The sequence below is a fragment of the Shewanella sp. 1311 genome, assembly GCF_059338235.1.
Map to the genome: position 1 here is coordinate 856766 of NZ_CM181686.1, position 13846 is coordinate 870611.

At 47.5% G+C, this 13846-nt stretch carries 13 protein-coding genes; 11 read left to right on the forward strand and 2 right to left on the reverse strand.

Going from position 1 to position 13846, the window contains the following annotated elements:
- Positions 1 to 3: 3 nt before the first annotated feature.
- From AC5YB3_RS03865 to AC5YB3_RS03910, 10 genes are all read left to right on the forward strand, one after another.
- Positions 4 to 876, forward strand: coding sequence for an enoyl-CoA hydratase-related protein (locus AC5YB3_RS03865; RefSeq protein ID WP_263173671.1), 873 nt, complete (start codon positions 4 to 6; stop codon positions 874 to 876).
- Positions 876 to 2918: an acetyl/propionyl/methylcrotonyl-CoA carboxylase subunit alpha gene (locus AC5YB3_RS03870; protein WP_494526594.1), complete on the forward strand. Its 2043-nt coding sequence runs from the start codon at positions 876 to 878 to the stop codon at positions 2916 to 2918. The genes AC5YB3_RS03865 and AC5YB3_RS03870 overlap by 1 nt, the downstream gene beginning before the upstream one ends.
- Position 2919: 1 nt before the next feature.
- On the forward strand, positions 2920 to 3843 hold the full coding sequence (locus AC5YB3_RS03875) for a hydroxymethylglutaryl-CoA lyase (protein ID WP_494526595.1): 924 nt from the start codon (positions 2920 to 2922) through the stop codon (positions 3841 to 3843).
- A gap of 84 nt (positions 3844 to 3927) precedes the next feature.
- Entirely contained in the window at positions 3928 to 4632 is a 705-nt protein-coding gene (locus tag AC5YB3_RS03880; protein WP_006082324.1) for a CoA transferase subunit A, read from the forward strand.
- A gap of 128 nt (positions 4633 to 4760) precedes the next feature.
- A complete protein-coding gene (locus AC5YB3_RS03885; protein WP_006082325.1) occupies positions 4761 to 5417 on the forward strand; it encodes a 3-oxoacid CoA-transferase subunit B in 657 nt (218 codons plus the stop codon).
- A 562-nt stretch (positions 5418 to 5979) separates the two neighbouring features.
- Complete coding sequence (locus tag AC5YB3_RS03890) at positions 5980 to 7002, forward strand: hypothetical protein (RefSeq protein ID WP_432360565.1); 1023 nt, start codon at positions 5980 to 5982, stop codon at positions 7000 to 7002.
- Between the two features lie 136 nt (positions 7003 to 7138).
- Positions 7139 to 7741: a DJ-1/PfpI family protein gene (locus AC5YB3_RS03895; RefSeq protein WP_494526596.1), complete on the forward strand. Its 603-nt coding sequence runs from the start codon at positions 7139 to 7141 to the stop codon at positions 7739 to 7741.
- A gap of 38 nt (positions 7742 to 7779) precedes the next feature.
- Positions 7780 to 8091, forward strand: a complete 312-nt coding sequence (locus tag AC5YB3_RS03900) for a cytoplasmic protein (protein WP_494526597.1) — start codon at positions 7780 to 7782, stop codon at positions 8089 to 8091.
- A gap of 110 nt (positions 8092 to 8201) precedes the next feature.
- A complete protein-coding gene (locus AC5YB3_RS03905; RefSeq protein ID WP_494526598.1) occupies positions 8202 to 8960 on the forward strand; it encodes a sulfite exporter TauE/SafE family protein in 759 nt (252 codons plus the stop codon).
- Between the two features lie 202 nt (positions 8961 to 9162).
- Entirely contained in the window at positions 9163 to 10374 is a 1212-nt protein-coding gene (locus tag AC5YB3_RS03910) for a PQQ-dependent sugar dehydrogenase (RefSeq protein ID WP_494526599.1), read from the forward strand.
- Between the two features lie 759 nt (positions 10375 to 11133).
- Here the strand turns inward: AC5YB3_RS03910 and AC5YB3_RS03915 are convergent.
- The gene (locus AC5YB3_RS03915; protein WP_494526600.1) at positions 11134 to 11442 is read right to left on the reverse strand and encodes a hypothetical protein; all 309 of its coding nucleotides are present in this window, start codon (positions 11440 to 11442) and stop codon (positions 11134 to 11136) included.
- A 607-nt stretch (positions 11443 to 12049) separates the two neighbouring features.
- Here AC5YB3_RS03915 and ltrA point away from each other — a divergent pair.
- The gene (ltrA, locus tag AC5YB3_RS03920; RefSeq protein ID WP_494526090.1) at positions 12050 to 13399 is read left to right on the forward strand and encodes a group II intron reverse transcriptase/maturase; all 1350 of its coding nucleotides are present in this window, start codon (positions 12050 to 12052) and stop codon (positions 13397 to 13399) included.
- An 81-nt stretch (positions 13400 to 13480) separates the two neighbouring features.
- Here ltrA and AC5YB3_RS03925 read toward each other — a convergent pair whose 3' ends face one another.
- A complete protein-coding gene (locus AC5YB3_RS03925; RefSeq protein ID WP_494526601.1) occupies positions 13481 to 13813 on the reverse strand; it encodes an immunity protein Imm33 domain-containing protein in 333 nt (110 codons plus the stop codon).
- Between the last annotated feature and the right edge of the window lie 33 nt (positions 13814 to 13846).

The following is a 13846-nucleotide window of genomic DNA, read 5'->3' on the forward strand; positions in this document are numbered from 1 at the left end:
GTTATGACAAATTTACCAATAACGCCACAGGAATTAAGCAACTTGCAGCACGTGAGTTACTCACTCAATGACGGCGTTGCCGAGTTAATCCTTAACCGTGCAGAAGTACACAACGCCTTCGATGAAGTGATGATTAGCGAGATGATTAGCGTCCTTGGCTATTTTGCTGAGCATAAGGATTGCCAAGTGCTGGTGCTTAAAGCGAACGGCAAAAACTTCAGCGCCGGCGCCGATCTCAATTGGATGCGCAAGCAAGCCCAAATGGATTTTGAGCAAAACCTAACGGATGCCAAAGCCTTAGCGAAACTGATGCAGGATTTAGATACCTTTCCAAAACCCACCATTGCATTAGTGCAAGGTGCAGCCTTTGGCGGCGCACTGGGGCTGATTTGCGCCAGCGATATCGCTATCGCCACAACGCGCGCCAGTTTTTGTTTGAGCGAAGTAAAACTTGGATTAATTCCTGCGGTGATTAGCCCTTACGTTGCCCGCGCTATGGGTAACCGCGCATCGCGCCGCTACATGCTGACCGCCGAGCGTTTTAGTGCAGAAACTGCATTAAAACTTAATGTCGTCCATGAGATAAGCGATGACTTAGACGCCGCCGCAAAGCCTATGATTGATGCGCTACTTGCCAATAGTCCGCAAGGCATGGCATGGGTAAAAACCTTATTATCACGCCTTGAAGATGGCGTGATAGACCAAAACACCATTGATTACACTAGCGAGCGTATCGCCCGCATTCGGGTATCAACCGAGGGCCAAGAAGGCTTAAATGCCTTTTTTGAGAAACGTCAGCCAAACTGGCAACAAGCGCACTCCGCCCCCTCTCCTACGCCAATGCAAAAGCCAAGTGATACCCAAGGAGCCCTTTGATGTTAACCAAGCACATGTTTACCAAGCTATTGATTGCTAACCGCGGTGAAATCGCCTGTCGCATCATCAAGACCGCCCATGCCATGGGTGTTCGCACCGTTGCCCTATATTCCGATGCCGATAAAGAAGCGCGCCATGTCGCCATGGCCGACGAATCTTTCTACTTAGGCGGCAGTGCGCCAGCAGACTCCTATTTAAAGGGCGATTTGATTATCGATATCGCCAAAAAAGCCGGCGCCCAAGCCATTCACCCTGGTTATGGTTTCTTATCTGAAAACGCCGACTTTGCCCGTAAATGTGAAGCCGCAGGCATTGCCTTTGTGGGACCAGGCAGTGATGCTATCGATGCCATGGGCAGCAAAAGCGCCGCCAAATCCATTATGACTGCGGCAAACGTGCCCTTAGTGCCGGGTTATCACGGCGATGACCAAACCGATGCGACCTTAAAAGCGGAGGCACTGAAAATCGGCTTCCCTATGCTGATTAAAGCGGCTTATGGCGGCGGCGGTAAAGGCATGCGTATCGTCGAGAATGAAGGCGAAATCATGGAAGCCGTTAACTCGGCGCGCCGTGAAGCGGCCTCTTCTTTTGGTAACGATAAGTTATTGATGGAGCGTTATTTACGCCAGCCGCGCCACGTCGAAGTGCAAGTGTTTGCCGACACTTTTGGCAACGCGATTTACTTATCGGATCGCGATTGCTCGATTCAACGTCGCCACCAAAAAGTGGTCGAAGAGGCGCCGGCACCGGGTTTAAGTGATGCACTGCGCGCCCAAATGGGTGATGCGGCCGTCGCGGCAGCTAAAGCTATAGATTATGTTGGCGCGGGGACAGTAGAGTTTCTGTTAGATACGGACAATAGCTTCTATTTCATGGAGATGAACACCCGTCTACAGGTTGAGCATCCCGTCACCGAAATGGTCACAGGCCAAGATTTAGTCAAATGGCAATTGCTGGTCGCCAGCGGTCAGCCACTGCCCCTTAAGCAAGATGAAGTGCGTATTCACGGCCATTCCTTTGAAGTGCGTATCTACGCCGAAGATCCGCAAAATGAGTTTTTACCCGCCAGCGGTAAGCTCAACTTTTTGCGTGAACCCGAGCAAAGCAAGTTTGTCCGTATCGATTCGGGCATTCGCGAAAATGATGTGATCAGTAACTTCTACGATCCTATGATTGCCAAGCTTATCGTCTGGGATGAATCGCGTCCGCGCGCCCTGCAGCGTTTAGTGCATGCCTTAGAGTCGTACCAAATCAGCGGCCTTAAGCATAATATCGAGTTTTTGGCGAACATTGCCGAGCACCCAGCCTTTGCCAATGCCGACTTTAGCACTGACTTTATTGGCCGTTATGGTGACACCCTAATAGGCACAGCTTCAAGCGAAGCCGACACTGCGCTTGCCTTTGCCGCGCTGTATCAAGTGCTTGCCCGTAAAGAAGCCGCCAAAGCGCAAGCTGTCAACAGCGCCGATCCTTACTCGCCTTGGGGTCAAGTGAGCGGCTTTAGACTCAACAGTTGTAGCCAACACAATATTGCCCTGCTTGATGACGCCCATGAATTGCAACAGTTAGTGATGCTCGATTTAGGCGGCATGTATCAGCTGCCACTGCACGGTCAAGATTGGTTGCTAAATGGCGAGCTGAAACAAGACTTACTGCTCGCCGAAATCAACGGCCATAAGAGTAAAGTGCCAGTAAGTGCCCAAGGTGATGACTTTACACTGTTTTTATCCTCTGGCAGTTACCACTTCAAAGCAGTGCAAACTTTAGTGGTCGAAGAACAAGCCAGTAATGCTGACAAGTTAAAAGCGCCCATGAACGGTACGGTAGTCACCCATTTAGTTGATGTCGGCGCACAAGTGAAAGCAGGCCAAGGTTTGCTAGTGATGGAAGCCATGAAGATGGAATACACAATCGAAGCGCCCTTTGATGGCATAGTCAGTGAGTTCTACTTTAAGGCGGGCGAGCTGGTGACCGATGGCGCAACCTTGCTTAACGTTGAGCCGTTAGAGACAGACGAGCCAACCGCGATCAAGGAAGCCTAAGATGTCTTTAGTCAATCTAAGTCAAGCAGCGGACGCCAAAGATAGAGTCAGTATCTTCGAGATGGGCGCGCGCGACGGCCTGCAAAACGAAGTCGCCGTACCGACGGCAGCTAAAATCGCCTTGATTGAATCGCTGGCAGGTGCTGGACTTAAGCGCATCGAAGCGGGCAGTTTTGTGTCACCTAAATGGGTGCCACAAATGGCCGATTCAGCCGATGTGCTCAAGCAAATACAGCGTCAAAGCGGCGTGGTGTATAGCGCGCTCACGCCCAACGTCAAAGGCTTTGAACTGGCACTGGATGCAAAAGCTTCCGAAGTAGCGATATTTGGCGCCGCCTCACAAAGCTTTAGTCAGCGCAATATCAACTGCTCGATTGAAGAGTCTATTGAGCGCTTTATCCCTTTGATGGAATTAGCAAAAGCGCACAATATTCCGGTGCGCGGCTATGTGTCCTGCGTGCTCGGCTGCCCCTACGAAGGTGAGATAGCGGTCAGTGAAGTGGCCCGCGTGTCTGAAATCCTTTACAAAATGGGCTGTTACGAAATATCACTCGGTGACACTATCGGTGTAGGCACGCCGCAAAAAGCCCGTAGAATGCTGCAAACTGTGAGTGAACGAGTGCCTATTGAGAAACTGGCGCTACACTTTCACGACACCTATGGCCAAGCATTAGCTAACATTTTGGCCTGCTTAGACTTAGGTGTGCGGGTGTTTGACTCCTCGGTTGCAGGTCTTGGCGGCTGCCCCTATGCCAAAGGCGCATCGGGCAATCTTGCCACCGAAGACTTAGTGTATATGCTGCACGGCATGGGATTAGAGACAGGTATCGATCTCAACAAGCTAGCGTTGGCAGGGCAAGCAATCAGCACACAGCTGAATCGCAACAACGGCTCGAAAGTGGCCACGGCCCTGTTAGCAAAATAGAACAACAATAATTAACGACAACAACCGTTATTGAAAACGCGCGTTATTTCCCGCGCGTTTTATACAGCATAAAAGGACATCACAATGGCAGGACTCAATAAAGTCGTCAGCAGCTATGAAGAAGCGTTAAACGGCTTATCAAACGACATGACCATTATGGTCGGCGGCTTTGGCCTATGCGGCATTCCAGAAGGCTTAATCAATCAAATGGTTAAGATGGGCGTTAACGGCTTAACGGCGATATCAAACAACGCTGGCGTTGACGATTTCGGCCTTGGCTTACTGTTAAAACATCGCCAAATCGCCACTATGATCGCCTCTTACGTGGGTGAAAATGCCACCTTTGAGCAACAAATGCTCTCTGGCGAACTCAATGTGATTTTAACGCCCCAAGGCACGCTGGCGGAAAAAATCCGCGCAGGTGGCGCAGGTATTCCGGCATTTTTCACCGCTACAGGCTACGGCACGCCAGTCGCTGATGGTAAAGAAACCCGCGAAATCAAAGGTCGCCATTACGTGTTAGAAGAGTCGCTGACCGCAGATTTTGCCTTAGTGCGTGCATGGAAAGCCGATACCATGGGTAATTTAGTGTTCCGTAAAACCGCCGCCAACTTTAACCCTATGATGGCGACCGCGGGCAAAATCACTGTGGTTGAAGCCGAGTTTATTGTTGAGCCGGGCGAGCTAGACCCAGATCATATCCACACGCCGGGCATCTATGTTGACCGCGTTATTCAAGGCACGTTCGAGAAACGTATCGAGCAGCGAACGGTAAAAGCCGCGAAATAAAAGGCGCTGGCAAAACCTTGAAACACAGTTAACGCAATTGGCACTTAGCTCCCTAAAGTAAACAACTAAGGGTAAAAACCTAAGAGTGAAGACCAAAGCGTCAAAGCCAAATAGAAAGGATAGATATCATGGCATTATCAAGAGAACAACTGGCTCAGCGCGTCGCCAAAGAATTAAAAGATGGCTACTACGTCAACCTCGGCATCGGTATTCCAACACTGGTCGCTAACTATATTCCCAGCGGCATGGAAGTGATGTTGCAATCGGAAAACGGCCTACTCGGCATGGGCGAATTCCCTACCGAAGACACCATAGATCCCGATTTAATCAACGCGGGTAAACAAACCGTTACCGCAGTCAAAGGCGCCTCGTTTTTCTCCTCGGCGGAAAGCTTTGCCATGATCCGTGGCGGCCATGTGGATTTAACCGTACTTGGCGCCTTTGAAGTCGATGTGAACGGCTCAATCGCCTCATGGATGATCCCAGGCAAACTCATCAAAGGCATGGGCGGTGCGATGGATTTAGTCGCTGGCGCTGAAAACATTATCGTGACTATGATGCACGCCGATAAATACGGTAATTCTAAGCTACTGCCCGTATGCGAATTGCCGCTGACTGGTTACGGCTGCATTAAACGCGTCGTCACAGATTTAGCCTTTATCGAAATCAAAGATGGCGCATTCCATCTTTTAGAGCGCGCCCCAGGCGTCAGCGTAGAAGAAATCGTCAGCAAAACCGCCGGCAAATTAATCGTACCTGAGCATGTACCCGAAATGGTGTTTTAAGCGTTCTCTAAAATGCGCAAGTAACGTATAGCGGCTAAGGTTGAAACTCAAGTTAGCTTGAAGCTTTAGCCTAAAGAGTTTTGAGCGTTAACCGACGTTTTACGATACCAACGAGGCTCAGAAAATGATTCTGGGCCTCGTTGCTTTTGTCATCCCCGCGAAAACGGGGAACCATGAGTAAAATTCACCACCAGATTGTTCACTACAAACCTTGTTTTCTGTGAGCTTTTGCAGTCTAGGTACTTTTTGAGAGCTTATCGCCATAAACAGCACTAATGCTCTAGCGACACGCCGTAAACCCATCCTTGGGGGCTCACCCTTTTTCCGATGGTCGCCAACGCGAGAGTGCGGTTTACTCACCCATCCCAGCATATTCAATAATGAACAATGTCGCGCATTAAACTGATAACACCATATGTTAGTAAGGTTCTTTGCTGGCGAATGTGTGTTCACCATCGCAACAACGGAGTCGCTTAATGCTTGCTTCAAAAATGCTACAGATAGTCATATTTAGCGCCGTTGCGGTAAACTTGCCGCAGCCTAAATAATAAGGATGCTCAAGATGTTAGCCAAGTTTCTCAATAAGCGCAGTCGCAGTCGTAAACATATGCGCGATTATGCCAAAAACGTCTTTGAATATGACCAGTATTTACTGACCGATTATATCGACAGCGGGGTAACAGAAGGTTTTGAGAGAATTAAGCCATACCGCGAGTTTGATGAGGACTTTCGCCAGTGGGAGTTGTTTGGTGCCGAATTCGGCGTACCCGAATGTTATTTGGCCGATGTGGCGCAACTTGCGTATATAGAATCTGGCAGGCTTGAGGCGGCGCCGCTGATGCGCTCGCTCGCTTACGGTTATTTTGCAACCGCCATTGATTACTATAAATATTGCTCATCGATAGAAAAAACTGGCGGGATAGCAAACGCTATGTGGTCTACAATCAGCGTGTTTCGGCTTGTGCTGATGCTGTTAGCTGGGCTTAAAAACGAGGCGGACGAGCTGTACCACGCTGATGCAACCGCGCGGCGTTCGGGCTGGATTGTTCGCTCCCATGGCTTTATTGGCGATTTTTTGGTGCTGCTGTATGGCCGTTATCTGGGGCATATCGAGCCGCCTTTTACCACTGAAGTGCAAGTGACACTGCGAAAAACTGCTCCTTTCCCCTATGCGTCATTTTTAGATAACTGGGATACACAGGATATCGAATTCATCAGCACTATGCTGCAAAACCTCTGCGATGATCAGGTAGAACAAGCGATCATCGGGGATAAAAAGTGTTTTTTTGAGTTCCACAATGGACATCTATCATACATACCCTTGACGGCGTTAATGCTGCTAAAGCTTCGTGACCTCAGGGGCTTGCCTAATCCGCAGTTCAGTCATCCGGCCTTTGGCGATGTAACGGCTTTGTTTGAACAAGTCTGCACAGCGTTTAGCGACTATGTCGCAGCAGAGAATATCCTGCGGATTGAAGATGCAGCCGATGAAGTGTTAACCAACACATTAACCAGAATGCAAAGCCAAGATTTTGATGCCCATGCTATTTTCGCCAAGCGACTGCCATCGTTTAGTGCTGGTTAAGATTTTGATTAACCAAATTTTCATAAAAAATGGATAACCAATAAAATCATGATTCTATTCATATTGAGGACCCAAGGCTTAAGGTTGAGCGTATTCAAGCCTTAAGTCATCCACAATGCAAGCCAAAGGAAAGCATATGTACCAGATTTCAATTGTGATATTTGATGAATTTACCGATATCGATTTTTTCCTCATGCGTGACATCCTCGGCAGGACAAAAACAGACTGGAATGTGAAAGTACTCGGGACCAAGCAAAGCCATACATCAAGCTTAGGAATGGTTGTCAAAACCGATGGTCATGTGGCCGAAGTCACTGATGCAGACGTAGTATTATTTAGCAGTGGCTACAAAGGCGTGCCAGCCGCGCTCGAAGATACTGAGTTTATGTCTGCCCTTAAATTAGATCCCACACGGCAATTGCTTGGCAGTATCTGCGCGGGGTCATTCTTCTTTGCCAAATTAGGCTTACTCGACTATATCTCGGCAACGACTCATCCCGATGCCAAACCCGCATTAGTGGCCATGGGCGTGGATGTAGAAGACTGCGCTCTGGTTATCAGTGGCAATATTGCCACTGCGGGTGGCTGCCTGTCCTCACTCTATTTAACCGGCTGGGTTGCGGAGCGCTTATTCGACAGTGCAAAACGCCGCGAAATTCACAGACAGCTTATTCCAGCAGGCCAAGCTGATATTTATGAGACGCTGATCCAATCATCAATAGCAGCTGCAATTCGCTAGCGAGTGGTTTAGGTTCGCAGCTAGAAGCAAGGGACACCATGATTACACTAAAAAATCTTCTAGAGGCAATCAAAGCCGAGCATCAGATCACCACCCAGAGTGAACTTGCGGCTTTGCTGTCACAAAATGAATTACTCGTTCAGCAAATCCAAACAGCCGATGCGCAGCATTGGGTGCATTTTGCCAAGAATACCTTCGATGGTTGGTATTGCATTCGAACACCTATGCTCAGTACCTTTAAAGTTTATTATCAAGAACGTGGGCAAAATTGCTGGGGAGAAGATGTTTTTACCGAGCAAAGTGAAGCCATAGCTGCAGTTATTTTTATGCCTGGTGTTTGGGATATCTAAATCATCCTGTTAGGGTGACGTACTTAGATTGACTCACGAGAACAGACTCATTCTTAGCACTCAGATGAACACTCAGTTTAACTCTCTCATTGCCCAAAGGAGCGGTATCTATGGACTGGCTTATTATTGCACTCGCTGGCTTTTTAGGCGGAATGCTCAATGCGGTTGCCGGCGGTGGCAGTTTTATTACTCTTTTGGCGTTAGTGTTTGTCGGGGTTCCACCGATTGCGGCGAATGCAACGGGGACAGCCGCGCTGTTACCCGGTTATATCGCCAGTGCTTGGCGCTTTAGAAAAGATATCGAATATCCGGCGAGTCTTAGCCTTAAGCATCTGATCTTGATTGCCTTAATCGGCGGCAGTATTGGCGCGGGTATTTTGCTGACCACCAGCGAGCAAGTCTTCGCAAAACTGATCCCTTGGCTAATTTTACTGGCCACCGCGGCCTTTATTGTTGGCCCTTGGTTGCTCAAACGAAGAATCGCTGAGCAAGGCGAAAACCCCTCAACGCCAATGTTAAGTCCGATGACAGCACTGATGATACTGTCGGCTGTGTGTATCTATGGCGGTTATTTTAATGGTGGCTTAGGCATTATACTGCTCGCAAGTTTTGGGCTGATGGGGCAGACCAATCTACATGGGATGAACGGTCTTAAAAATCTCATTTCTGCCCTGCTCACCGCCATCGCCGTTGTGGTTTATGCCGCGGGCAATGTTATCGATGGGCAATATCTGTTGCTGCTTGCTGTGATGGCGATTATCGGCGGCTATGTCGGCGCGGCGCTGGCCTATCGTATTTCACAGCCCTTGCTGCGCGGCTTTATTGTGATAGTTGGGTTGGCAATGGCCTTAGGGTTTTTCATGCGCTAGGCTTTCATGCGTGAAACAAGGTTTTAATACATAAAGTTTTAATACGTTAGCCTTTGAATGCATTAGCCAACGCGCAGTTCTTGGACTCAAGGGGACAAGACAGATAAGTTTCGCTACAAGGTCACATCGAGAAATTGCCCTTAGGTTACTGGCTTGTTACTCTGAGCCATCATTTAGGAAAGCACTGTGACTAAGGATAGCGATGAAACGGATCACCTTTAAACTATGCAGCTTGAAGAAACTATGCAGCTTGAAGCTAAAGGCCTTGAAGCTCAGTACCTTAAGTCTTGCCCTGTGTCTTGTTGCAAGCTCGCCCGCTATTTACGCGCAAACCACTAGTGCTGCAACCATTAGCGTCAAAACGGAAACGGGTAACATTCAAGTAAAAACCATAGCCCAAGGGTTAGAAAATGTCTGGGGTATGGCATTTTTACCCGACGGCAGCATGCTCGTAACTGAACGCGCCGGAAGAATGCGTATTGTCAGCGCCGCAGGCAAAGTGGGCCAACCCTTAACGGGTTTGCCACCACTATATGCCAAGGGACAAGGTGGTTTACTCGATGTGGTGCTTGCACCCGATTTTGCCAGCAGCAAAAAAATCTATTTCAGTTATTCAGAACCCGCTGAAGGTGATGCAAGCGAGCTCAATAGCACAGCGGTGAGTTTTGCCACGCTCAATGGCAACAAGCTTGAAAATCTCAGCCGCGTTTTTAGTCAGCAACCCAAAATAAACAGTGGCCACCATTTTGGTTCTCGCTTAGTGTGGGCGCCTGACGGCACGCTGTTTATTACGCTTGGCGACCGCTACAGCGAAAAAGATAGCGCCCAAACATTAGACAATCATTTAGGCAAAGTGGTGCGGATTAATGCCGATGGTTCAGTGCCTAAGGATAACCCCTTCGTTAATACGGCGGGCGCTTTGCCCGAGATCTGGTCTATCGGTCATCGCAATATGCAAGGCGCGGCCATTAATCCCACCAGCAAAGTATTATGGACTGGCGAGCATGGACCGCAGGGCGGCGATGAACTCAATATTGATGAGGCGGGCAAAAACTATGGCTGGCCTGTGATTACCTATGGTGAGAATTACGGTGGCGGCAAAATAGGCGAAGGCACCCACAAAGCTGGAATGGAGCAACCCGTCTACAAATGGGTTCCCTCAATTGCCACGGCGGGCTTTATGTTTTACACAGGTGACAAATTTCCGCAGTGGCAAAATAATATTTTACTCGCCAGCCTAAAGGAAAAAACGCTCGTACGTTTAGTACTTGATGGCGACAAGATTATTAAAGAAGAACGGCTGCTGAAAAATGAATTGGGGCAAAGATTACGCTCAGTCGTGCAAGGGCCTGATGGGTTAATTTATCTTGTGACCGATGAAGCAAAATCAAAAATCTACCAGATCTCACCGTAGTAATCTTAAGCACTCGCTTTAACCACAGCCTTTTGATCAGTGCAACAAGCTCAATGGTGGGAGAGGAATAAAGTTTTATACTGAATCGTCACATGTGCTTGATTCTACAGCATCAGATTGAATACGTGGAAAAATAAAGCATCATACTCATCTACGCTTAGGTGCATAAATAGAACAGCAATTGAGTATTAAAGTTTCATACTCAAGATAACTCATTTTTGGACAAATTCCGAGTTAGACTTTTAGCTCGAATTAGTGAATTTCGAATTAAAATTTCTATGGGCTAACGCTTAACATATGGGGATTTTAGGAGCGCTTTTTCAGCGAGTAAAATTCCCACCATGATGTTTTTTATATGCGTGCAATTTACTACCTTTGTCGTTTTAATTTAGTACTAATTGATTTTGCGTTTAAGTCTAAATAAATAATAAGTAGATCCCAAGAAAGTCGCTAGAAATGCTAACCCGAGCCAGAAGGATAGCAAATAATAAAAAACTGTTGAGCCTCCATTATGAAGTGTAAATATGCCGCAATCATAACCACATGTTTCCATCCGATAATATGACCACAGAAATAATACAAAACAAAAAATAAAGGCAGATATTGCCAACTTTCTAAGTTTTATAACGCTCATTTAAAGTTACTAAATCCCTTTAAGCATATAACGCTTTGCCAAGGGGCAAATGCGAACGTTGTTGGGCGAAGCCCTGTGAGTATTTGTCCCAGCCGCACTTTTTTGCGGCGAATTTAGGCAACTTGTTATATGCCACTTTTACCCCAGTCATCTAGCACTTCTTGAAAACCTTCAGCTACATCATTGGTATTAATATCGAAACAAGAATATCCATATCCCAAAGCCACAATCTCATCCCTTATGTCTTTAATAGTATTCGCATTTTTAAAGATCAGCATGCCTTTACGTGCACCATAACCTTCAATTAGCGCATCAATGATGTATTTTTCGCCATTAACGCTTAAATGAAAAGGAGCAATGATATTAAGTTGGTAACGTTCAGTAAGAAGTCTAATCGACAAGCCAAATCTCCTTGTGGCATATAACGCCGCCATTACGCGGCTACTTTGTAGTTGATTAAATTATGGCAGTCTTTTTCGTCATAATTTGAGCGACGGAAAAGTAGCTCGCTGTATATGACTTTGTGTACGCCCAGCATGGGCATGAACTAATGAGGTGAAAGTCCTCTGTAGGAAGGTCACCGTTCAATAACATGCTGTTATTAAACGTTAACTACTAGCGAATGGCAAGGGCTTATCCGCGAGGATTGGTCTGAAGGAAGCCGCTAGCAAATTTGCGAGCTGATGAACAAGAACATCATATGAGGCGTAGGCTAGAGGTGAGTTGGCACAAGACGACGAAACCACGTGATCTAATGGCCACCGTAAATGATGCAGCAGTGCAAAGAAAGTTCATGTTCTTATCTGGGGAGATCTGCTTAACACGCGATCGGTCAATAACCAGTAAGGCTCTGGTCTATTAAGTGCCTTGGCTTTTCAATCTCATCGACTGAAAAGAGCGAACCAGATGAAAACCGATAGCGCATGACGGGGTAACTCGGTATGTGATTAAGCAGAAGTCAGCAGACGGCATAGTAGCCCAACGCCCATCGTAATGGTTGGGATATGGTGAAGGCCTGAACATTTAGAAGAAGGAGGAGTCTTGTCAAACTTGTCGATACCCACTACGTCGCCAGACGATTACTATCGGCAGCGTATTGATATGCAACCGGCCTTCAACAGCGATTTATTCCAACAACTACTCGAACCTGAAAATCTACACCGAGCTTGGCGTCAAGTTAAAGCCAATAAAGGCGCGGCTGGCATCGATGGCATGACTATCGAAGCCTTCCCGCTTTGGATGCAACAAGGCGGTTGGCAACGGTGTAAATCTCTACTGGAACGAGGTGAATATAACCCTTCAGCAGTCAGACGCGTAGAGATCGACAAACCCGATGGCGATAAACGCAAACTGGGTATCCCTAACGTCATTGATCGTGTGATACAGCAAGCTATTGCTCAAATTCTCACGCCGTTGTTTGACCCTTTCTTCTCGGCTAATAGCTTCGGCTTTAGACCGAATAGGAATGCCAAACAAGCGGTCTTGCAAGTCAGAGATATCATCAAACAGAAGCGCAAATTTGCCGTCGATGTTGATCTGTCCAAGTTCTTTGATCGAGTAAATCACGACCTGTTGATGACTCAATTGAGGATCAAGGTACAGGATAAGCGTCTGCTGGCGCTTATTGGTAAATACCTGCGAGCTGGTGTGATGGTCAACGACCAATTTGAAGCAAGCTTCGAAGGCGTGCCTCAAGGCGGCCCACTCTCGCCATTACTCTCTAACATTATGTTGGACAGTCTTGATAAAGAGCTGGAAAGCCGAGGGCACAAATTCGCCCGCTACGCGGACGACTTTATCATTTTGGTAAAGTCTATTCGAGCGGGAGAGCGGGTACTCAAGAGTATTACTCGCTACCTTGCCACTAAGCTAAAACTGGTTGTTAATGAACAGAAAAGCCAAGTGGTAGAGGTAGGTCAAAGCAAGTTCCTCGGTTTTACCTTTAACCGCGGGAAGATCCAGTGGCATGCTAAAACATTACACATTTTTAAACAAAAGATGAAACGCCTGACGAACCGAAATTGGGGCGTTAGCATGGGATATCAATTGTTTAAAGTACGGCAATACATGCAAGGCTGGATCAACTACTTTGGCATAGCCAACGCTTATCAAGGGTGTGTCGATTTAGACCATTGGATCCGTCGTCGAGTGCGTATGTGCTACTGGCGTCAGTGGCGAAAACCGCGGACTAAGGTACAAAACTTACTTAAACGTGGCGTCAGGATCCAAGCTGCCGTTGCTTGTGGGATCACAAGTAAAGGCCCATGGCGGAGCTCGAAAACACCAGGAATACAGCAAGCGCTGAGTAATGAGTATCTTAAGAAAGCAGGATTGTATTCACTGAGAGATGGATGGATCGCGGTTCACTATCCGAACCAGAAAACAGGTTAGGCGTTCTAAATGAACCGCCCTGTGCGGAGCCGCATGCAGGGTGGTGTGGGGGCTGGAGGCTAGATACCTCCGGCTACCCGATTACATACCGATAACACCGGAATCATACCAAACATCCTCATAATCGCCTGCCAACAAAAAACGGTAACCCTCTGGAAGTGATAAATATGCCTCAACTTCGGGTAGGTATTCTCCGACATGAGAAACATGTAAAGGTTTAAAGAAGTCAACATCTTCCGATAGATCTTCGCCGCACCAAATATACCAGCCACATGTGCCATTCTCTGCTTTATGCCTAACGCCATTAATTGGTAGTTTGCCCAGGGTCTCAAGAGCTACCCCGAGCTTGTCACTACTTAAGCAAGAGGTATATGAAGCATTAAATTTTTTGCAGATATCTTCCTGACTGGGCACGATGATTCCTAAGTATGTAACGCCCAAATAATG